The following is a 19722-nucleotide window of genomic DNA, read 5'->3' as shown; positions in this document are numbered from 1 at the left end:
AGACGGTCCCTCAGTCGACTTCCGACGCGCTGCAATCAGAAAGCGCCTGCTGCAAATGCGTCAGTAATCCCTGCCACTTCTGGTCAAGCGGTTTGCCCTCGGGCGCAAGGCTCTCCACAAGTTCGATCGCATCCTGAGCCTCGCGTTCACAGGCGCGGATTTCGGCTTTGCGTGTCTCTCCGAACAGAACGGCCTGAAGATCGCCCGCGGTAGCAACTTCCGCGCGCAACGCGGGATCGGCAGTTTCGCAGCGATCCAGAAACATGGTCCGTGCGGCCTCTATCCCGGTGGCAGCGCCAGTCCGCGCCAGCATCTGCGTGATCCGGGGATAGGGCGCGCGATCCTGATAGTAGGGCTGCTTGACCATGAACGGCACCGCAACAAAAGGGTTCATCTGCTCGACGTCCGGAAAACAGGCCAGTAGCGTCTGGCGCAGGGCAAGCTGGCTGTGGGCATAGGCGGTGAGTCCCTGCTCATCCGCAAGATCCAGTGTTTCTTTCACCTCGTCGAGGGTCAAGAGAAAGGAAACCGCAAAGGCATAGCCCTCGGCAGCGGCATGAATCAGCAGCGTGCGCCCCTTGCCATCCAGTTGCGTCGGCTGAAGCTGCCCTTGCGCCCGAAGGAACTGAAACTGCGCCAGCAGTTCGGCCTCGGCCCGATCCCACTCCGCCGGAGATCCGCCGGTGCGTTCAGCCATCTGGTAAATGGTGTTGCCAAACCCATTGATAACCTTCAAGCCAGCCGGAAGCTGATCCGCAAAGGAAACGGCGGGCAAAAAGCCCGCCGCTCCAAAAGAGACAACTCTCAACAATCTGAGCATGGGCTAGAGGCCCTTGGCGCGGTAACTGGCGGCAACCTTGTCAATCGAGACCAGATAGGCCGCGGTGCGCAGATCCATCACGTCGTCACGACCATGCCAGACCTCACGCATGGACTGATAGGCGATGCGCATGGTGTCATCGAGCCCCGAGCGCACCAGCTCCAGCTCATCGGCGCCGCGCAGGTATTTCTCCTTGAATCGCGGATCCAGCGTCCAGGTCTTGCCAAGGCTTTCCGACAGCTTCTCCAGCTCATCCACTACCAGCTGGTGGCGTGCCTCTTCCTGGCGGCGCTGCATGCGGCCAAAGCGGATATGGCTAAGGTTCTTTACCCATTCGAAGTAGGACACCGTCACACCGCCCGCGTTGGCATACATATCGGGGATGATCACCGTGCCCTTGTCGCGCAGGATCTCATCCGCGCCCGCCGTCACCGGGCCGTTGGCGGCCTCGATGATCAGCGGCGCCTTGATACGTGCGGCGTTGGACATGTTGATGACGCCCTCCAGCGCCGCCGGGATCAGGATGTCGCACTCCTGCTCCAGCAGCTTGGCCCCGTCGGTGGTATGGGTGGCATCCGGGTAGCCAGCGATGCCGCCGTGCTTGACGATCCAGTTACGCACGGCCTCCACATCCAGCCCCTCTTCGCGGTGTAGGGCACCGTCGCGTTCAATGATGCCTGTGATCAGGGCGCCGTCTTCCTCGCTCAGGAACTTGGCGGCGTGATATCCCACATTGCCTAGGCCCTGCACGATGACACGCTTGCCGTCGAGCTTGCCGGAGAGGCCTGCCTTGGCGATGTCCTCGGGATGTCGGAAGAATTCGCGCAGCGCGTATTGCACGCCGCGACCCGTCGCCTCGACCCGGCCAGCGATACCGCCGGCATTCAGCGGCTTGCCGGTGACACAGGCACGTGCGTTGATGTCGGTGGTGTTCATGCGCGCATATTGGTCGGCGATCCAAGCCATCTCGCGCTCGCCTGTGCCCATGTCGGGCGCAGGCACGTTCTGGCTGGGGTGGATCAGATCGCGCTTGGCCAGCTCATAGGCAAAGCGGCGAGTGATCAGCTCCAGTTCGTGTTCCTCATATTCGCGCGGATCGATACACAAGCCGCCCTTGGAGCCACCAAAGGGCGCTTCGACAAGGGCACATTTATAGGTCATCAGCGCCGCCAGCGCCTCAACTTCGTCCTGGTTGACGCCCAGCGCATATCGGATGCCGCCCTTGACCGGCTCCATATGTTCGGAATGAACAGAACGATAGCCGGTGAACGTGTGGATCTTGCCGCGCAGGCGGACACCAAAACGCACGGTGTAGGTCGCATTGCAGACCCGGATCTTTTCTTCCAGTCCCGGCGGCAGGTCCATGATGGACACCGCTCGATTGAACATCAAATCGACGCTCTCGCGAAAGCTGGGTTCATTGTGGCTGCTCATTTACGTTTCTCCGTGCTTTTCGGGCGACTCAATGTAGGTGTTTACGGCAACTCTATGCATGGAAGTTTAAGACATGCGACCATTTTGACCATTCCATTCCAAAGAATCAGCAAAAGAGCAAAGGGACAGTGATTCGATATCCGTTTGGACCATCATTTATTCCCCCTGCTAAACAATGAAGCCGCACGCCCCCTCATTGGCTAAGACTTTGGTAATAATCGTTAAGGTTTCGCCCCGGCCACGCCCCATTTCCGCCATCTTCCCCAAGCAAACATGAAGACCGGTTGCAGAAGGGCGTAGTCCGCCCTTTGGCATTGCACAGAGCATGGGGGTGTGTTGCATGTGTGCGCATCGCAAGATCGAAAACGGTTCCAGAAAGTCCCTGCTGGCAGCACGGTTTGCCAAGGTGCGTGCATTTGCGCAGGACGACAGTGGCGCAATGGCCGCCCCCACGGTTTTCTTTTTCCTCGCGATGCTGGCTGTGGGGGGCATCGGAATTGACCTGATGCGCATGGAGCGGGATCGCACGATCCTGCAGTACACGCTCGACCGCGCGGTTCTGGCCGCAGCGGACCTTGACCAGCCTCTCGCCCCCGAAGTGGTCGTACAGGATTATCTGACCAAAGCCGGTCTGGAAAAATACTACGAGCCGCCGAAAGTCACCCAAGGTCTGGGCTACAAGAGCGTCGAAAGCACGATCAACACCGATTTCAACTCTCACATGCTCAAGTTTTCGGGCGGCGGCGATCTGCCGATCTATGCCAACTCCCGCGCCGAAGAGACCATCGGCAGCGTCGAGATTTCTCTTGTTCTCGATATTTCCGGCTCCATGAACTCGAACCGGCGGCTTGAGAACCTCAAGATCGCGGCGCACAGCTTCATTGACCAGATCACCCAAAACACCGAGGCCGGCAATGTTTCGATCTCCATCATTCCCTATGCCACGCAGGTGAACGCGGGTGAGTCTCTGCTCAGCAAATACAATGCCGGGTTCGACGATCTGCCCTCCAGCGAATGGAACTACTCGCACTGCGTGAATTTCGTCTATGATCAGTTCGCCAAGACAACGCTGGATCCGGCCGAGCGGTTGGAGCGTACGGCCCATTTCGATCCGTTCACCTACTACCCCTACAATACAAACACGATGCGCCCGGTCTGCCCGACACGGGCTGGATCGGCGATTTTGCCCTTCACCAATGACACGACTGTCCTGCACAACTATATCGACGGCCTGACGGCCTGGGGCAACACGTCGATCGACATTGGAATGAAGTGGGGCTCGGCCCTTCTGGACCCAAGCACGCGCCCGGTGATCAATGCCCTGATCAACGACGGCGAGGTCGACGCTCAGTTTGTCAACCGCCCGACCGAGTACAACAATGGCGATACGCTGAAGATCATCATCTTGATGTCGGATGGCGAAAATACCAACCAGTACTTCCTGAACCCATCGCGGCGCAGCACCATGTCGGACGTCTGGTACAACGCCGAAACAGGGCGTTACTCTGTGTATCATTCAAACGGAACCAAGAGCTACTATTGGCCGCACCGCGATGCATGGTATGATCACCCATACGGAAACGGTACCTACACGACCTGCGGGTACTATTCCTGCACCACCCATGATGAGCCGGGAGAGGCTGTACAGCTGCCATACCACGTGCTGCTGTCGCAAGTCTCGCTCGCTTACAATGCGCGGTTCAACTACGAATTCAGCCCCAGCGCCTGGGCGGATTGGTACCACGCCAGCATGAGCTTCCACAATCGCGTCGCCAAGGACCAACACACCAAGAACATCTGCGACCGTACCAAGGATCAGGGCGTGATCGTTTATAGCGTCGGGTTTGAGGCGCCCCGCAACGGTACGCGTGTGCTGCAGAACTGCGCCAGTTCCCCGGCCCATTTCTTTGACGTGGACGGTCTGGAAATCTCCGAGGCCTTCTCGTCGATCGCCACTTCCATCCGCCAGCTGAGGCTGACCCAATGATCCGCCGCATCCCTACTGCTGTTTCGCGTTTTCGCCGCCAAGACGATGGTGGCGCCACGCTGGAATTCGCCATCATCATCCCGGCCTTCCTGATGATCCTGATGTCCACCGTTGAACTGGGATTGGTCAACATCCGTCAATCTCAGCTGGAGCGGGCTCTGGACCAGACCGTGCGCGAGGTACGTCTGTCCACAGGGGCCAACCTACAACACGACACCATCCGTGACCGTGTCTGCGAGCTTTCGGGATTTATCGACAATTGCGCCACGTCTCTGCGTCTTGAAATGGTCAGCCAGGACCCTTTCAACTGGACCGGCATTGACCCTGAGCCCGATTGCGTGAACCGCATCGAAGACGTGCAGCCTGTTCGCAGCTTCACCAGTGGCCAATCCAATCAGTTGATGCTGATCCGCGCATGTATGAAGTTCAGCCCGATCTTCTCAGATTGGGGCTTGGGCGGAGATCTCGGCAAGGATGCCGACGGTCGCGCAAGCCTCTTCGCGGCATCGGCCTTTGTGCAGGAGCCGAGGTAAACCATGTTCAAAGCCCTGAGACACCGTCTGACGTCATTCTCACGAGACACCGAAGGGTCCGTTTCGGTAGAATTTGCAATCTACACCCCTTTGCTTCTGGGGTTGTTGGCTGCGTTTTACACCTTCTTTGATGCGTTCCGGCAGGAAAGCATCAACTTGAAGGCAGCCTATACCATTTCGGACCTGATCTCCCGCGAGACAAACTACGTCAACAACACCTATCTGGACAGCATGTACACCATGGGCACCCTGCTGTTGCGTGGTGACACGACCTATGACATGCGGGTCTCGGTGGTGCGCTGGGACGAGGCTGATCAAAGCTATTACGTGGACTGGTCCAAGGTCCGCGGTGGCGGGTTCACTGAATGGACAGATGCAACCATCCATCTGGTCAAGGACGATCTGCCCTCGATGCCCGATCAAGAGCGCGTGATCCTGGTAGAAACAAAGAACACGGTGGAACCCGCTTTTCGCGTCGGCCTGCCCACCATGGAAATAACCAACTTCGTCTTCACCCGTCCGCGTTTCGCGCCACAGGTGGTGTTCGTGGACGACACGCCAAACGGCAATAGTCACAGCGACAACGCAATGGGTCTCTGACCCGCCAACCACACTGGTCGTTCGGGGTCACGTCGCAGGACGTGGCCCTTTTCGTATCACTCAAGCCCCAGGTCCCGCTTGGCGATCATGGCAGCCAGGATTTCAGACATCGCCTTGCTGTGAGCGCCGGGTGTGACGCCGCCCACTCCGATGCGTCGGCCCATGCGCCACCACAGGCCGGGAAACCAGGCGCGGGGGCCGGGGGTTTTCCGGCGCATCAGAAAGCCGTTCGATGGCTTGAAGGCGAAAAAGCCGCGGTCGATGGTCTCAATATCGGCGACGCGCGCGATCTCGGTGCCATCGCTACAGCGCAGGACCTCTTCGGTCAGCTCGATCCGATACGCTGTGGCCTGCCACATGCGCACGGCCAGCACGAGCGCACCAAGCCCTACCACCAGCAGAAACACCAGCCAGGCAGCGGAGGGAGGCGTTGAGAAAGCGACATACAACAGGATCACGCCAACGGCCGCCAGCATGCCAACCCCCATAATGCGCCGCGGCGCCGATGCTTCTATCGTTGCCACTACCTCGTCCTTCATGCGCCTGCCTCCTGTCGCGTCGTCTCGCGCGGCATAGCCTGAAACGGCGCCGACGAACAGCCCCGGCGTGGCCCAAAGCTCCCTACTCTGCAGCGAGCTTTCGAATCGTCACCTCATGGCCGCGCTCCTCCGGCTCATCGTCAATCAGCTCGGTCGGGAAGCCATCTGCCAGAACGCTAACGCCTGCGGCCTCTTCGAGCCGCTCGATGATCTGGTCCGATTGCGCCCGTGCACCATAGCGGGCCTGACCGTCCTTCATGATACGGATCACCTCGGGCGACAGCTCAAGCGGCACGTCATTGCGCTCGGCAATTTCCTGAAATAGGCCGACATCCTTCAGCACAAGATCCATGGTGAAATTGACGTCACGATTGCCCGACAGGATCAACTGGCTTTCGGTCTCGTGCACAAAGGATGTGCCCGAGCTGATGCGGATCGCCTCATATGTGACCGCCAGATCGATGCCCGCCGCCTTCATCACCGTGAGCGCTTCACATAAGGTCAAAAGATTAGCCGTCGCTAGGTAGTTGGTCATCACTTTGAGTGTGCTGGCCGTGCCGATCTCACCGGTGTGCAACACCCGCCGCCCCAGAATGGTCAATAGCGGCAGAACCCGATCAAAGCCCGCGCGCGACCCACCAGCAAAGATGGAAATGTTACCGGTATCCGCCCGGTGACATCCACCGGAAACCGGACATTCCATAGCAAGCCCACCGCGCGCCTCAAACGCGGATGCCAGGCGCCGCACCTCAGCTTCGTCGGTGGTCGACATTTCGATCCAGATCTTGCCGTCTGACACATGAGGCAGCATCTCCTGCATTACGGCATCACAAGCCGCTGGCGACGGCAGGCAGGTGATCACGACATCGCAATCTTTCATCATTTCCGCGGGAGAGCCTCCGGCAGCCGCTCCTCGGGCCACAAACCCTGCAACCAGCCCCGCATCAAGATCGTGCACGCTGAGTGTCACACCATTGCGCAGCAGGCTTCCTGCCAGCTTGCCGCCCACATTTCCCAACCCGACAAAGCCGGTTTTCAATCCTGCTTCCACAATGGTGCCCTCACTTTGCTGATGTCCTATCGCTACAAGCTTGCGGGGGTTCCCGGCCCAAAACACCAAAGAAAGCGACAGGCACGGACCGTTCACGACCGAAAAGGCATTCGCACCGGCCATTGGAACCGCCTCCCTTGCGCGTTTTCGCACAATCAGTGTCGGCCTGTGCGTATTTGCCGGGGCGGAAATCCTGCCTATTTCTGTTTCTAGCGTACACGCCAGGAGACAGCAGCATGTCCATCAGACCAATCCTCGAGACCCGCAACGCCATGCCCACGATGGAGGGCGCCGGCGTGAAACTGCATCGCGCCTTCGGTTTTCAGGACCCGAGCGAGCTGGACCCGTTTCTGCTGTTCGACGATTTTCGCAATGAGTTCCCGCAGGACTATCTACGTGGCTTTCCCTGGCACCCGCACCGGGGGATCGAGACGATCACCTATGTACTTTCGGGAACCGTGGAACATGGCGACTCACTCGGCAACACCGGCACACTCGGCGCCGGCGACGTGCAATGGATGACCGCCGGCTCCGGAATCCTGCATCAGGAGATGCCGAAAGGAAACATCAACGGTCAGATGCATGGCTTCCAGCTTTGGGGCAACCTTCCCTCCAGCCAGAAGATGACCGCGCCTCGCTATCAGGATGTTCAAGGCAAGGACATCCCCGAGATCATCGACGACGACGGCACCCGCGTGAAAGTCATCGTGGGTGAGTTTTGGGGAAAAACCGGCCCGGTGGACGGTATCGCTGCCGATCCACAATACCTGGATGTCTATGTGCCGGCCGGTGTGCGCAAGACCTTCAAGATCGATACCTATCGCCGGGCCTTCGCCTATATATTCGAGGGGCAAGGCGCCTTTGTGGACGCCTCGCGCCCACAAGGGGTACTGCTGGAAAAAGAGGTTGCCGGAGAAGAATTGCACATTAGGGATATGTCAGGCGACCGCACCCTGGTGCGCTTTGGCACCGGCGATGAGATCACCGTTCAGGCCGGTCCGGACGGCATTCGTTTTCTGCTGATTTCCGGCGCACCGATCGAGGAACCCGTCGCCTGGCACGGCCCCATTGTGATGAACACCCAGGAAGAGCTGCGCCAGGCCTTTCGGGATTTGAACAACGGCACCTTCATCAAACCAGCGCATTGAGCGCCAGCGTACTCATCTGCCTCCGGCCACGCTGGAGGCAGCTTTCGCGTCAGGCCGAAACGGCCTTGCGCACCATGTCCCAATAGATCGTTTCGACCTCTTCCAGCGACAATCGGCCACCCGCGCGATACCAGGTCATCACCCCGTTCAGCATGGCAATCACCGCCAGCGTGGCGATTTTGGTATCCGGGATCTGGAAAACCCCTTCGGTCACCCCCTGCTTTAGAACGGTTTCCAACGCATTCTCATAGCTGCCGCGCATCGCTTCGATCGTGGCGAAGTTTTCTGCCGTCAGATTGCGCAGTTCCATGTATGCGATAAAAACCGCGTCCGGGCGCTCCATGTGATAGCGGATGTGGAAGCGCACAAAACGCTCCAGCTCGCTCACCGCATTGTCCGTCGTAGGCTGGCTCTTCCAAGCCTCGATCAGATCACTCATGTGGCCCTGCATGAGGCTGAACAACAGGCTCTGCTTGTCAGAGGTGTAGTTGTACAAAGCTCCTGCCTGTACGCCCACATCCGCCGCGATTTGCCGCATGGAGACCGCCGCGAAGCCATGCTGCGCAAACAGCCTCAGCGCCGCTTCGCGAATGCGCGGGCCAGTGATATCGGAATGAGAGCCTTGCGTACGTGCCATGACATCAAGCTAACTGAACATATGTTCAGAAAAAAGCCCTCCTTGTGCGAGAAGAAGCAATTGTGCATCAAGGAGGAGTGCGTCGCCACGCGCCCCCACGGAGCCGAGACCCGTCAAGATGATCCAACGTCATATCCTTAAACCCGCCCTGCTGATCGTGCTGGTCGCCGCAAGCCCCGCCTGCACCCGCGTGCCGGAAATAGAGGATCGCCTGACGCCCGACCTGAAAGGCGCCGATTACCCTGCGTTGCTGCCTCTGGACGAAGGCGTTCCTCCGCTCCCGACTCCGCAAGAACAGAGCGCCGAACTGGAACAACAGCTCGATGCCCGCAGCGCGCGTCTCAAAGCGCGGGCCGAGGCCCTGCGGCGCGCTCAAAACTGACCGGTTTTTGTCATCAAGGCCACCGTCACCCTTCTTTATAAGCGCTGCTCTCGCGCGCAACGTTGCACCGCCGGCCCGAACCCGCTAAGGCGGGGCAAACGAGTTGAGACAAAGGACCTCCCGCCATGACAGAGCCGCTTCGCCTTGGAATTGCAGGTTTGGGCACCGTCGGCGTAGGCGTGGTGAGAATCATTCGCCGCCAGGCCGAACTGCTTGAGGCGCGAACTGGCCGTCCGATCGTGATCACCGCCGTGTCGGCCCGTGATGCAGAGAAGGACCGCGGCGTGTCCCTCTCCTCCTACGCCTGGGAGACAGATCCAGTCTCACTCGCCCGGCGTGACGATGTGGACGTCTTTGTGGAACTGATGGGCGGTCATGAAGGCGCTGCCAAGGAGGCGACCGAAGCCGCTCTGGCGTCGGGCAAGGATGTTGTGACTGCAAACAAAGCACTCTTGGCGATTCACGGACAAGCCTTAGCCGAGCAGGCCGAGGCAGCAGGTCGCGTGATCCGTTTTGAAGCCGCCGTTGCAGGTGGCATTCCAGTGATCAAATCCCTTACTGAGGGCCTTGCAGGGAATGAAATCACACGCGTCATGGGCGTGATGAACGGCACCTGCAACTATATCCTGACCCAGATGGAAGCCTCCGGTCGCGGATATAACGCACTGTTTGAGGAATGCGGGCGCCTTGGTTACTTGGAAGCGGATCCGAACCTGGACGTGGGCGGGATCGATGCCGGTCACAAACTGGCGCTCTTGGCCGCGATCGCCTTTGGCACCAAGCCCGATTTCTGCAATGTCCAGCTCGAAGGTATCCAGCGCATCGCCATCGAAGACATCCGCCATGCGGCGGACATGGGCTTCCGGATCAAACTCCTTGGTGTGGCCCAGAAATCCGCCCGCGGCCTTGAGCAGCGCATGGCGCCCTGCCTCGTGCCTGCGAGTTCTCCGCTTGGTCAGCTTGAAGGCGGCACCAACATGGTCGTGATCGAAGGCGATGCCGTGGATCAAATCGTTCTGCGCGGTCCAGGCGCCGGTGAAGGACCGACCGCCAGCGCCGTCCTTGGCGATATCTGCGATATCGCGCGGGGGTTCCGCATCTCTACTTTCGGCCAGCCAGCGACATCCTTGCAAGAGGCGCCTTCGGCAATTTCTGGCCTGCCCGCTCCCTACTACCTGCGATTGTCACTGCAGGACAAACCGGGCGCGCTGGCAAAAGTTGCCGCGGCCTTGGGTGATGCCGGCGTTTCAATTGACCGGATGCGCCAGTATGGACATTCCGAACCCACGGCCCCGGTCCTTATCGTCACCCATAAATGCACCAGCGCCATGCTCGATGATGCCATTTCCGGCCTGGCGTCCACGGGCGTGGTTGATGGCGCCCCGGTGGCCCTGCGCATTGAAGAACTCTGACGCGCGCGCCATCAAAACAGCGCATGGAGCGACCGCACCCCGGGCGCTTCACGCATCATCCCTTGCCCGCAGCGCCCCGCACGGGGTATCGACAATCAACCGAACCGGATTGACACAGGATTATTGAGTATGACCTCGACCAGCTCTGACGACACCTTTCACGACCGCATGCTATCCCTTGGCCTCGCACGGGTCGCCGAACAGGCTGCGCTTGCCTCTGCCTCTTTGGTGGGACGCGGCGACGAAAAGGCCGCCGATCAGGCAGCGGTAAACGCAATGCGCGAACAGCTGAACCTTCTGGACATTAAGGGCGTCGTGGTCATCGGCGAAGGCGAGCGCGACGAAGCCCCGATGCTGTACATCGGTGAAGAGGTCGGCACCGGCAATGGCCCCGGCGTGGACATCGCGCTTGATCCGCTCGAAGGCACCACGCTGACCGCGAAGGACATGCCCAATGCGCTGACCGTCATCGCCATGGGGCCGCGCGGCTCGATGCTGCATGCACCCGACACCTACATGGACAAGCTCGCCATCGGCCCCGGCTACCCGGAGGGCGTCGTCTCTCTCGACATGTCCCCGCGCGAACGGGTCGAGGCGCTGGCCAAGGCCAAGGGCTGCGCACCGTCGGACATCACCGTCTGCATCCTGGAGCGTCCGCGTCACGAAGCTATGATCGCAGAAGTACGTGAAACCGGCGCCGCAATCCGCCTGATCACCGATGGCGACGTGGCCGGCGTCATGCATTGCGCTGAATCCGAGGTGACCGGAATCGACATGTACATGGGCCAGGGTGGCGCGCCCGAAGGCGTTCTGGCGGCAGCTGCGCTTAAATGCATGGGCGGACAGATCTTTGGCCGCCTCCTGTTCCGCAACGATGACGAAAAGGGCCGCGCCGCCAAGGCCGGCATCACTGACCTGGATCGCATCTATAGCCGCGACGAGATGGTCACGCAGGACGTGATCTTTGCTGCAACAGGTGTAACTGGCGGCTCGCTCCTGCCTGCGATCAAACGCCAGCCGGGCTGGGTTGAGACCACCACGCTGCTGATGCGCTCGAAAACAGGGTCCGTGCGTCGCATGTCCTACCGCACACCGGTTGACGCAGCTTAAGCCGCGCACCGACGGCCTCTTGCCCGCGCTGTGCAGGGAAGCGTAAAAGACAAAATCGGGGCCGGTTCCGCACAGGACCGGCCCTCTTTGGTGGGAGAAACGCGTGAGCTTTCTTGGGGTTGAACAGTCTCTTTCAGGGCGCCGCTGGGTTGGCCCCGGCATAGATCAGGAACGCGCTGCCGAGGCAATGGTGCAACAAACAGGCCTGCCTGCGGCCGTCTGTCAGGTGCTGGCCCGACGCGGCGTTCCAACCCATGAGGCCACAGGGTTCCTGACGCCAGCCCTGAAGGATCTGCTGCCCGATCCCCGCCGCATGAAGGATATGGAGAAAGCCGCCGCGCGGTTCCTGCAGGCCGTCGAGCAGCGCCAGCGCATTGCGATTTTTGCCGACTATGACGTGGACGGGGGCAGCTCTGCCGCCCTCCTGCTGGTCTGGCTGCGCGCCATGGGGCAGGATGCAACGCTTTACATCCCCGACCGCATTGATGAAGGCTACGGGCCGAATGATGCCGCCATGTCGGCGCTCGCCCGCGATCATGATCTGATTGTCTGCGTGGATTGCGGCACGCTTTCGCACGGGCCCATCGCCGCCGCCAAAGATGCCGATGTCATCGTACTGGATCACCACCTCGGCGGGGAAACCCTGCCGGACTGCGTCGCCGTGGTAAACCCGAACCGGCAAGACGAAGAAGGGGACTTGGGCTATTTCTGTGCCGCAGGCGTGGTTTTCCTAATGCTGGTCGAGGTCCGCCGCCAGGCCCGCGACAAGGGACTGGGCCCTGGTCCGGACCTGATGGCGCTGTTGGATCTGGTGGCACTGGCCACCGTAGCTGATGTGGCGCCCCTGATTGGAGCCAACCGGGCCTTGGTGCGTCAGGGATTGAAGGTCATGGCGGCGCGCAAACGGGTGGGGCTCGTGGCGCTGGCCGATATCAGCCGGATGGATTCGGCGCCCTCTACCTATCATCTTGGCTTCCTGCTTGGCCCGCGCGTTAACGCCGGTGGGCGCATCGGCAAGGCGGATCTGGGCGCGCGCCTGCTGGCCACGGACAATCCGCATGAGGCGGCAGCCCTGGCGGAACGGCTCGACCAGCTCAACACCGAACGCCGCGACATCGAGAACGCCGTGCGCGCCGCTGCACTGGAGCAGGCCGAAGCGCGCGGTCTGGACGCCCCGCTGGTCTGGGCGGCGGGAGAAGGCTGGCATCCCGGCGTTGTCGGCATCGTCGCCTCGCGCCTGAAAGAGGCCGCAGGTCGCCCCGCCGTGGTGATCGGCCTTGACGGCGATGAGGGCAAGGGATCGGGCAGATCCGTCAGCGGCATCGACCTTGGCGCTGCCATCCAGCGCCTCGCCAGCGAAGGCCATTTGATCAAGGGTGGCGGGCACAAGATGGCTGCTGGTCTGACCGTGGCGCGCGACAAGCTCGAAGAGGCGATGAGCCGTCTTAGTGATCTATTGGCCAAGCAGGGGGCTGCAGACCTGGGGGCGGCGGATCTGAAACTCGACGGTATGCTGATGCCCGGCGCGGCCACTGTGGACCTGATCGAACAGATCGAGCAGGCTGGCCCATTTGGTGCCGGCGCCCCCGCCCCGCGCTATGCCTTTCCCGATCTTGAAGTGCGCTTTGCCAAACGGGTTGGAGAATCACATCTGAAACTGTCGCTCAGCGATGGCCTTGGCGGTGGGATCGACGCGATTGCATTTGGCGCATTTGACACGGCTATGGGCCCCCGCCTGCTTGAGCACGGTGGCGCAAGGTTCCACTTTGCCGGTCGCCTCGAGGTCAACACCTGGGGCGGTCGCCAAAGCCCACAACTGCGGCTGGAAGACGCCGCTCCGGCCAGTTGAACCGCTGGTTTCGCAGCCCCAAAAGATTCTTTTCCCGGGCGCATTTTTTCGCTTGCGGCGGGCTGCGGGAATAACTAAACACCGCTCACACGATAAAGTGGCCCGTTCGTCTATCGGTTAGGACGCCAGGTTTTCAACCTGGAAAGAGGGGTTCGATTCCCCTACGGGCTGCCACCTCCCCCTGAATTCTCTTTATTTTGTGAGCTTTCGGACAGAAGGTGTCCCACGTTTTTTCTATCGTGGGACACATGCGCATTAAACGGCCTTATCCCGGCGTGCAGCCGCCTGTGCGGCAAGGCGTGCTCGTTCGAACTTCTTCGTGTAGATCTCAGCGGTTTTCACATCGCTACGCGAGAGTAAGGCCATCACTTCATAAACAGACCGCCCTGCTCGGCGATCTCTTCGGCGCGCGCCTTACGGATGCCATGCTGCGACCGAGTGGCTTTCTTTACCGTCTTGCCGGAAGCATCCGTTTCGATGGTACACAGACCGGCTTCGACAATCCATTTTCTCACACGGTTGCCGAGGCTCCCGGGCGATGCGAAAGGTTTGCCCTGTTCCGTGAGCAGGTAAGCGCTTGCGTCTGCAGGAAGCCCCGCAAGCTCAAGCATGAGCTGCCCGCTCATCGGAACCTCCACCGGCTGGGACCCCTTCTTGCCCGGCTGCCAGGAGATGATCTGACCATCGCCCCGAAATACTTCATTGCGCGGTCCGAGAAGATGAGTGTCTCCGATCCGTCCTGCCGTGTCATTGGCAAGCAAGAACCAGCGGCGTGCCATGGTCCCGGGCCCGTGACGCTTCAGGAATGCGGCCTTGTCCTCCGCTGTCCAAGGGACGGCGCCACCTTTGGATACGTGCGAAGTTCTGACTTTGTACACATGGCCGTCGTGGTGAAACCCGCATTCCGAGCCCCACCGGTATGCCGCCCGCAAGGCCTTTAGGCAGGTGGCTGCGGCCCCGGTCCGGATGCCAAAGGAATCCCGGATGTGGGCGAAGGCTTCCTGCGGCATGTTTACCCTAACCGCGCCCATGCGTGCCTTGCGGTTTCGAGTTGGACAATCACAGGCTTGGCGCAGGCCGCGCTCACGGCTCTCCAGCGTCTTCTGGTCAAGATTGCCCGCCTTCACTTGAACTTGCATCCAAGCCACATACCGCTCTCTCAACTCATCCAGCGAGCCTCCAACTGGTTTGGAAACGCGATCCTGGCGCAATTTCTCACCAAACCGAGCGGCGTCGTAGTGCAGCTGAAAATCCGGATGACCCGGCCCGACAGGGATCGTGATCTTTCGGCGTTTCTCGCCCTCGACGCGGACGCGCCAGCGGACGTTGCCAGCGGCGGTTTTTTCCTGGCAGAGACCGGGGAAGTCAAGATCGATCTTCATGCCACGTCCTCCCAGGCCAATGCCGCATCATTTGCCGTCGGGTTCCGGTCAGCGGCCACCACAAGGGAGTCCGCGATCATTATATCCACGTGAAATCCGCCATCTGCATCGACGTGGACTGCCCCCGGTGTGAGGCCAGCCGCCACGATGGCTTTAATGGTGTTGGCAATGGAAGCTTGGGAAGGCTTTGCTGCGGGCATATTCGGCAACTTTCTTTTTTCTCTCGCGGATTGGCGCGAAACGATGGATCGCTTGCGAGCAGCGGACGCCACTCGCAGGCGGGAGCTGGGTCGCCTCCGAAAAACGAGAAATTGTTTGGTTTGATTGGCCGCGAAAAAAGTGCCGTAGCTTGTCGGCGAACCGCTTACAGGCAAAATGTTCTGCGGTGACAGGGACAAAGCCGCGGAGGCTTTTCCGCACCGCTGGGCAGCCCGGCAAGGGAAAGTGTTGCAGCGCTTAAGGACGTGCGAAATTTCTCCCCGCTTGGCTGCCGAGGATTTCCCCTCGGCCAGACGGATTACTGGAGGAGGGCAGCGGCCATCCGGTCAGCATCCATAAGCCGGAGGACGGCCCCGATCCGGTCTGCCAGGGCATTCAATGCCGACTGGAGGGCCCAAAGCGCATCGCCGCGCGCCGTGGTTTCGGTCTCTTGCCAGCCCCCCGAAGTGCAGCATTCATCGTGCACGAACCACCTCCGTGTTTCGCTCTCGATCTCCATGTCGAGGCCTTGGGCGAGACGGCGCAGAGCAGCCACTTGCTGCTTGCAAAAGCATTCCTGCGTCAGCTCCCCGTGGAGCAGGCCGCAGGCGGGCTGCGGCGGGTTCAGCGGGACGCCGCCTGCGGCCACCGCCGCCTCGAAGGCACGCTCAACGGCCCCAGCTGCCTCGAAGGCTCGGATGACAGCCCGCCTGAGCAGGTGTTGATGGTTTTGCGTGTCATCCATTGGTTTCGACCTCCTGTTCCAGGGTCTGCACCGTGCTACCCGGCGCAGCCGTTTGCTCCAGAGCCTCGCTGAGGCCCTCCGTGAGCAGGCAGATCTCGGCGACATAGGGCGCGTCAGGGTCGAGTAACGCGAAGCAGGCTGCCTCCACTCGCTCCATGTCGTGGACGTGCTCCAGAGAGAGCAGCGCATGAAGTGCTTGGGTTTCGCGAAGAATGCGGTGCGTCAGCGGGCGCGGCGAGGCGAGGTCATCGAGCAGGCGCTGCACACGGCGGAGCCAGAAACTGCCTCCGAGCAGAAGTGCCGCATGCTGGATGGATTGATTATGGTCCTGCGCGAACCGGTGCAGCGCCGTGGCTGGCTGGGGGATATCGAACATGGCTGTTCTCCCTGTTTTTTGCTCCGGCGGGAGTGCCGCGAGCTACAAGAGTGACCACCGCTCCTTCTTGGTCACGAGTGCGAAGCGCTTCCGCTTCATCCGGGTAAAAGAGGACCGGCCGCCCTTCCTGCTGCCTTCACGATGACAGGCAACAGGCAGGCCTGCGGGACCTCGGCGTCTTGAGCAGCTTCGAGCCTTCGAAATTCTACCACCCGTCTGCATCAAGGCTGGCCCTGGCCACCCTTTCCAGTTGTGTCTTCAATTCCTTTGATGGCTTCGGAGGGTTCCATTCTGCGCGTCCTCATGCAGAGGGACGTGCAGAAAGGAACTTCTCCGTGTGCCGCTACCTGAACGCGAACAGCGTCGCGTCCGCGTCTTGCGCAACCTCTGCCAGTGCTGCCTGGCCTTTGATCCGACCGGCCTTCTTGACGATGTCATCCTGATAGGTGGCGGCAGTATCGGGGGAACTCTGGCCGCAGGCCGACAACGACAGGTCGGTTCCTGCGGCGCCCAGCTCGACACCAAGAAAGGTGTGCAGGATCGTCCGCGAGATATGCTCGCCGGTCCCAAATACCTTGCGCCAGCAGTCTGAAACGTAATTGTAGCCGACGCTCTCCCCGTCGTTCCGCACGAACAGAGGCCGCCTGGACGCCATGCAGTCTTGGCGCATGGCGTCCAGCCAGGCTCGGTCACACCCGCGGAGGATCAGCGCGTCGATGAACCTGTTCAGCCGCGGATCAACCTCCGCATCATAGAGCTCGCCACTCTTGGAAAGCTTGAGCCGCAGCTCATACGCGCCGTTCCGCCAGACCAGATTCTCGCCAAATCTGATGCGGGTATCAGCCAGGCGCACGGGCAGCACCGAAAACAGCGCCAGGGCAGCAGCACAGTTCCTTTGCGCCTGCTGCGATCTCGGGCACTTCAGGTCGGGAACCTCTCTGAGAAGCTCGTCGGCGCGGGTGATGATCCCCACCGGCGAATATCCTGTTTTCTGCAGCTTGGCGTATTTCTGCTTCGGCTCTTTGCGGGCCGCAGCTTCACTGCGGCGCTTAAGATCAGCCAAGAGATCCAGGACCGGGCGGCCGGCGTCCATGTAGCGGCCGCACGTCGCAAGCGCCGAGAACGCAGCCAGCTGCGTTGCAGCCGCCAATTTCCGTTTCCGCATGTCGGCTGCATACGCTTTCACAGCCTCCGCCGTGAAAGCTTCTGGCAGACCGGCCTTCCGTGCCGAGCAGGCCAACTGGCGCAGCTTCATCCGGTAAGTCGGGACCATCTTCGGTGAGGGTGCCATGAGGCCTGGCCGGTCGATGCCCGCGACCATGTCCGCGAGAGCCTCCTTCCAGCTGTCGGGCAATTCCTCTTCAGGGATCGACACTTTCAGGCGACGCGGCCTGGCCGGCCCCGGCTTGGGCGGCCGTGCGGCAGCCTCCTTCTGCCGGATGGCGTCGGTCAGCACAATGAGTGCAGGCTGCCCCGGTAACACGGTTTTCAGTGCTTTCTTAAGGCTTCGAAGTCGGTTTGCCGACTTGTACCTTTCGTCGAAAGAAAGAAAGTCAGCCACCGTGAGGTCCCAGATCGATGCGAGCGCCTGGCCTTCGACAAAAGCCAGGAAGTCGTCGAGGATGCGCATCTGCGGCGCCGTCACGCGGTCCATGTCCAGCACCCCGGCGAGGGGATCCCAGCGGGGGTGCTTGAGAATGTCTTCGACGGTTCGATAGTCGGGCTTCTTCATGCGTTCAGCCCCGAAAGATCGAGCACGTATTTCTGTACCTCAGAGCGCTGCGTACGCTTGTTCACCCATCCATAATTGCGCCGGGCGGTCCCAACCGTGTCATCGAGCAACCGCTCGAGGAGGTCCCACCTGCCCGGGTTCTTCTGGATAAGCAGGGACGCAAGGCCGTGCCGGAAGTTGTGCGGGGTCATTGGCAGGCCCGCAAGCCGGGTCTCGCGCTTGAACCAATTGAGAAAGGTCTTGTAGTTCAGGCTTCCGTCCGTCCAGATCCCCGGAAAAAGGTAGGGGGACATGTCCGCATCGGGATAAAGGGGGCGGATTTCGCGCATGTACCACTCGATAACCTCGAGACCGTTCAGGTTGCCGCGGGTGATCGGCGCCCAGATCTCGTTTCCATTCTTGGTCAGCTCTGGCGGGATGTCGATCGTGGCGTGGTCTGCCATCCGGCTCGGCAGATGGAAGGTGATCCCGCTCCCGCTAATCTTGAGGCCCAGAGCGTTGCGGACCCGGATCGGCGCGCCGCGCGTTTCAAGCGCGCAGAAGGCCGCGACAGAGCCAATCGCGCGCACGGCCTCAAGTTCGCTCGGAGTGAGCTCGCTACCAGCTTCCGAGCATGCGTCGAGAAACCCTTGCGCCTTGTTGCGAAGCGCAACGTGAAGCGACAGAAAGGTCAGGGACTGCTTCCTCGACCCGAGGAGCATTTCGCAAAAATCCCGCACCTGCGGCGACATCCCCCGCCCCTGCTTCTTGCCGTCATGCAGGAACCGGTTGTTCGCCAGGTGCTGCTTGAGCACGTCCGGCGAAACGCCGTTCCGCGCCATCACGGTGCGCACGGCTTTCATGTAGTCCTGGGCGGTGCGGGCAGAGATCCGCCCCTGCCCCGCCGTGTTTGCTGTCCAGCGGCGGATCACCAGCGTGGCGTTTTCGGGGGTGAGAAGCGCTGCCAGGCGGTCACGGGCGCCAATGGCCGTGCATTCCGCCAGGGTGCTGACGAACTTCCGCAGGGCCGACGTCTTGAACATGATGTCCTTCTCGGAGTTCGCGCCTTCCCAGGTTCCCTCAACAGAATCGAAGCCGCCACGGGTCGCGACTTGAACCCAGGAGCTGATTTCTTCGGCGATGTGTTCCGGCACACCAGGCAGCACGTTCTGGCGCAGCACCGGAGGTCCGCCATACGGGGAGGCCGGCAGGAAAGGCCGGATCGATTGCTCATTGCGGAACTTGTCCAGCCGCCGCAGCGCGGACTGGACGGATTTCCACTCATTCGGGTTCAGATCGGCCCGGACCTCGGCCAGCCATGCCTGGGAGACTTGCTTCGGGCTCTTCCCGTGCTGCCGCGCAAGATCCGCAAGCTTTCGGACCGGGATCAGCCTCGGGTGTGACTGCTTTCGATCACCGGGCTTGCCGACGAGGTGCTCCATGGCCGCAATCAGCAACGACCACTCATCCTGCCGCGCGCGGCGGGCGCGCGCTTCCGCCTGCTGTCCTGAGCAGCCCTTGATCGCGGCGGCAACCTTGCGCCGCCACGCCTTGTACGCCTTATCGGTCTTGAAATGCCGGGGATCGAAGCCCTCAAGCGGGAAACGCCGAGTGAATTCGGCGTGGTCCGCCGGAATCCGTGCCAGCGGTTGGTTCGAATGCAACGCGCCACACCGTTTTACCGGTGTGATGTAATCCTTCTTGCCTTCAGCAATGGTCCAGTCCAACACGTCCTGGAACGTCATCGGGGCGATAGGGTTGAGAAAACTCATAGGGCCTCTTTTTCGTTGTCCGCTAAATGACAAATT

At 60.9% G+C, this 19722-nt stretch carries 19 protein-coding genes and 1 tRNA gene; 9 read left to right on the top strand and 11 right to left on the bottom strand.

Annotated features, from left to right (window positions below):
• Positions 1–10: 10 nt before the first annotated feature.
• Together INS80_RS12615 and INS80_RS12610 are read right to left on the bottom strand one after the other, a co-directional pair.
• Positions 11–697 carry a hypothetical protein gene (locus INS80_RS12615; protein ID WP_192965969.1) on the bottom strand — a complete coding sequence of 229 codons (687 nt, stop codon included), beginning with the start codon at positions 695–697 and terminating at the stop codon, positions 11–13.
• A 126-nt stretch (positions 698–823) separates the two neighbouring features.
• Positions 824–2254 (bottom strand): Glu/Leu/Phe/Val family dehydrogenase, encoded by a 1431-nt coding sequence (locus INS80_RS12610; protein WP_192965968.1) that lies wholly within the window; start codon positions 2252–2254, stop codon positions 824–826.
• A gap of 340 nt (positions 2255–2594) precedes the next feature.
• Here INS80_RS12610 and INS80_RS12605 point away from each other — a divergent pair, with 340 nt between their 5' ends.
• From INS80_RS12605 to INS80_RS12595, 3 genes are read left to right on the top strand one after another with little or no spacing between them, the layout of a single operon-like run.
• On the top strand, positions 2595–4241 hold the full coding sequence (locus INS80_RS12605) for a TadE/TadG family type IV pilus assembly protein (RefSeq protein WP_192965967.1): 1647 nt from the start codon (positions 2595–2597) through the stop codon (positions 4239–4241).
• Positions 4238–4774: a TadE/TadG family type IV pilus assembly protein gene (locus INS80_RS12600; RefSeq protein ID WP_192965966.1), complete on the top strand. Its 537-nt coding sequence runs from the start codon at positions 4238–4240 to the stop codon at positions 4772–4774. The genes INS80_RS12605 and INS80_RS12600 overlap by 4 nt, the downstream gene beginning before the upstream one ends.
• A 3-nt stretch (positions 4775–4777) precedes the next feature.
• Positions 4778–5374, top strand: coding sequence for a TadE/TadG family type IV pilus assembly protein (locus INS80_RS12595; protein ID WP_192965965.1), 597 nt, complete (start codon positions 4778–4780; stop codon positions 5372–5374).
• A 56-nt stretch (positions 5375–5430) separates the two neighbouring features.
• Here INS80_RS12595 and INS80_RS12590 read toward each other — a convergent pair whose 3' ends face one another.
• Positions 5431–5913: a hypothetical protein gene (locus tag INS80_RS12590; protein WP_192965964.1), complete on the bottom strand. Its 483-nt coding sequence runs from the start codon at positions 5911–5913 to the stop codon at positions 5431–5433.
• A gap of 82 nt (positions 5914–5995) precedes the next feature.
• The gene (locus INS80_RS12585; RefSeq protein WP_192967276.1) at positions 5996–6952 is read right to left on the bottom strand and encodes an NAD(P)-dependent oxidoreductase; all 957 of its coding nucleotides are present in this window, start codon (positions 6950–6952) and stop codon (positions 5996–5998) included.
• Positions 6953–7200: 248 nt separating this feature from the next.
• Between INS80_RS12585 and INS80_RS12580 the strand changes: the two genes are divergently transcribed.
• Entirely contained in the window at positions 7201–8112 is a 912-nt protein-coding gene (locus INS80_RS12580) for a pirin family protein (protein ID WP_192965963.1), read from the top strand.
• 49 nt (positions 8113–8161) lie between these two features.
• On the opposite strand, the gene INS80_RS12575 is transcribed toward INS80_RS12580, so the two are convergent.
• Positions 8162–8749: a TetR/AcrR family transcriptional regulator gene (locus INS80_RS12575; RefSeq protein WP_192965962.1), complete on the bottom strand. Its 588-nt coding sequence runs from the start codon at positions 8747–8749 to the stop codon at positions 8162–8164.
• A gap of 118 nt (positions 8750–8867) precedes the next feature.
• Here INS80_RS12575 and INS80_RS12570 point away from each other — a divergent pair, with 118 nt between their 5' ends.
• The 5 genes from INS80_RS12570 to INS80_RS12550 all read left to right on the top strand — a co-directional run bounded on the left by INS80_RS12570 (position 8868) and on the right by INS80_RS12550 (position 13676).
• Positions 8868–9131: a hypothetical protein gene (locus tag INS80_RS12570; RefSeq protein WP_192965961.1), complete on the top strand. Its 264-nt coding sequence runs from the start codon at positions 8868–8870 to the stop codon at positions 9129–9131.
• A 125-nt stretch (positions 9132–9256) separates the two neighbouring features.
• A complete protein-coding gene (locus tag INS80_RS12565; protein ID WP_192965960.1) occupies positions 9257–10543 on the top strand; it encodes a homoserine dehydrogenase in 1287 nt (428 codons plus the stop codon).
• Between the two features lie 129 nt (positions 10544–10672).
• Positions 10673–11653: a class II fructose-bisphosphatase gene (glpX, locus tag INS80_RS12560; protein WP_192965959.1), complete on the top strand. Its 981-nt coding sequence runs from the start codon at positions 10673–10675 to the stop codon at positions 11651–11653.
• A gap of 103 nt (positions 11654–11756) precedes the next feature.
• Entirely contained in the window at positions 11757–13502 is a 1746-nt protein-coding gene (gene recJ / locus INS80_RS12555) for a single-stranded-DNA-specific exonuclease RecJ (protein WP_192965958.1), read from the top strand.
• A gap of 99 nt (positions 13503–13601) precedes the next feature.
• A tRNA-Glu gene (locus INS80_RS12550) sits at positions 13602–13676 on the top strand.
• Between the two features lie 191 nt (positions 13677–13867).
• Here INS80_RS12550 and INS80_RS12545 read toward each other — a convergent pair.
• From INS80_RS12545 to INS80_RS12520, 6 genes are all read right to left on the bottom strand, one after another.
• Positions 13868–14884 carry a site-specific integrase gene (locus INS80_RS12545; protein ID WP_192965957.1) on the bottom strand — a complete coding sequence of 339 codons (1017 nt, stop codon included), beginning with the start codon at positions 14882–14884 and terminating at the stop codon, positions 13868–13870.
• The gene (locus INS80_RS12540) at positions 14881–15084 is read right to left on the bottom strand and encodes a hypothetical protein (protein WP_192965956.1); all 204 of its coding nucleotides are present in this window, start codon (positions 15082–15084) and stop codon (positions 14881–14883) included. The genes INS80_RS12545 and INS80_RS12540 overlap by 4 nt, the downstream gene beginning before the upstream one ends.
• A gap of 317 nt (positions 15085–15401) precedes the next feature.
• Positions 15402–15827 carry a hypothetical protein gene (locus tag INS80_RS12535; protein WP_192965955.1) on the bottom strand — a complete coding sequence of 142 codons (426 nt, stop codon included), beginning with the start codon at positions 15825–15827 and terminating at the stop codon, positions 15402–15404.
• Entirely contained in the window at positions 15820–16203 is a 384-nt protein-coding gene (locus INS80_RS12530) for a hypothetical protein (RefSeq protein ID WP_192965954.1), read from the bottom strand. Before INS80_RS12530 ends, INS80_RS12535 begins: the two co-directional genes overlap by 8 nt.
• Positions 16204–16546: 343 nt before the next feature.
• The gene (locus tag INS80_RS12525) at positions 16547–17935 is read right to left on the bottom strand and encodes a site-specific integrase (RefSeq protein WP_192965953.1); all 1389 of its coding nucleotides are present in this window, start codon (positions 17933–17935) and stop codon (positions 16547–16549) included.
• On the bottom strand, positions 17932–19686 hold the full coding sequence (locus tag INS80_RS12520) for a site-specific integrase (protein ID WP_192965952.1): 1755 nt from the start codon (positions 19684–19686) through the stop codon (positions 17932–17934). The genes INS80_RS12525 and INS80_RS12520 overlap by 4 nt, the downstream gene beginning before the upstream one ends.
• Between the last annotated feature and the right edge of the window lie 36 nt (positions 19687–19722).

Source organism: Phycobacter azelaicus, from assembly GCF_014884385.1.
Taxonomy (GTDB): Bacteria; Pseudomonadota; Alphaproteobacteria; order Rhodobacterales; family Rhodobacteraceae; genus Phycobacter; species Phycobacter azelaicus.
This window is presented reverse-complemented; position numbering and strand designations above follow the sequence as displayed.

Coding starts and splice junctions, on each gene's coding strand:
- INS80_RS12615 (WP_192965969.1), bottom strand. CDS start 697: ATGGCTGAACGCACCGGCGGATCTCCGGCGGAGTGGGATCGGGCCGAG.
- INS80_RS12610 (WP_192965968.1), bottom strand. CDS start 2,254: ATGAGCAGCCACAATGAACCCAGCTTTCGCGAGAGCGTCGATTTGATG.
- INS80_RS12605 (WP_192965967.1), top strand. CDS start 2,595: ATGTGTGCGCATCGCAAGATCGAAAACGGTTCCAGAAAGTCCCTGCTG.
- INS80_RS12600 (WP_192965966.1), top strand. CDS start 4,238: ATGATCCGCCGCATCCCTACTGCTGTTTCGCGTTTTCGCCGCCAAGAC.
- INS80_RS12595 (WP_192965965.1), top strand. CDS start 4,778: ATGTTCAAAGCCCTGAGACACCGTCTGACGTCATTCTCACGAGACACC.
- INS80_RS12590 (WP_192965964.1), bottom strand. CDS start 5,913: ATGAAGGACGAGGTAGTGGCAACGATAGAAGCATCGGCGCCGCGGCGC.
- INS80_RS12580 (WP_192965963.1), top strand. CDS start 7,201: ATGTCCATCAGACCAATCCTCGAGACCCGCAACGCCATGCCCACGATG.
- INS80_RS12575 (WP_192965962.1), bottom strand. CDS start 8,749: ATGGCACGTACGCAAGGCTCTCATTCCGATATCACTGGCCCGCGCATT.
- INS80_RS12570 (WP_192965961.1), top strand. CDS start 8,868: ATGATCCAACGTCATATCCTTAAACCCGCCCTGCTGATCGTGCTGGTC.
- INS80_RS12565 (WP_192965960.1), top strand. CDS start 9,257: ATGACAGAGCCGCTTCGCCTTGGAATTGCAGGTTTGGGCACCGTCGGC.
- glpX (WP_192965959.1), top strand. CDS start 10,673: ATGACCTCGACCAGCTCTGACGACACCTTTCACGACCGCATGCTATCC.
- INS80_RS12545 (WP_192965957.1), bottom strand. CDS start 14,884: ATGAAGATCGATCTTGACTTCCCCGGTCTCTGCCAGGAAAAAACCGCC.
- INS80_RS12540 (WP_192965956.1), bottom strand. CDS start 15,084: ATGCCCGCAGCAAAGCCTTCCCAAGCTTCCATTGCCAACACCATTAAA.
- INS80_RS12535 (WP_192965955.1), bottom strand. CDS start 15,827: ATGGATGACACGCAAAACCATCAACACCTGCTCAGGCGGGCTGTCATC.
- INS80_RS12530 (WP_192965954.1), bottom strand. CDS start 16,203: ATGTTCGATATCCCCCAGCCAGCCACGGCGCTGCACCGGTTCGCGCAG.
- INS80_RS12525 (WP_192965953.1), bottom strand. CDS start 17,935: ATGAAGAAGCCCGACTATCGAACCGTCGAAGACATTCTCAAGCACCCC.
- INS80_RS12520 (WP_192965952.1), bottom strand. CDS start 19,686: ATGAGTTTTCTCAACCCTATCGCCCCGATGACGTTCCAGGACGTGTTG.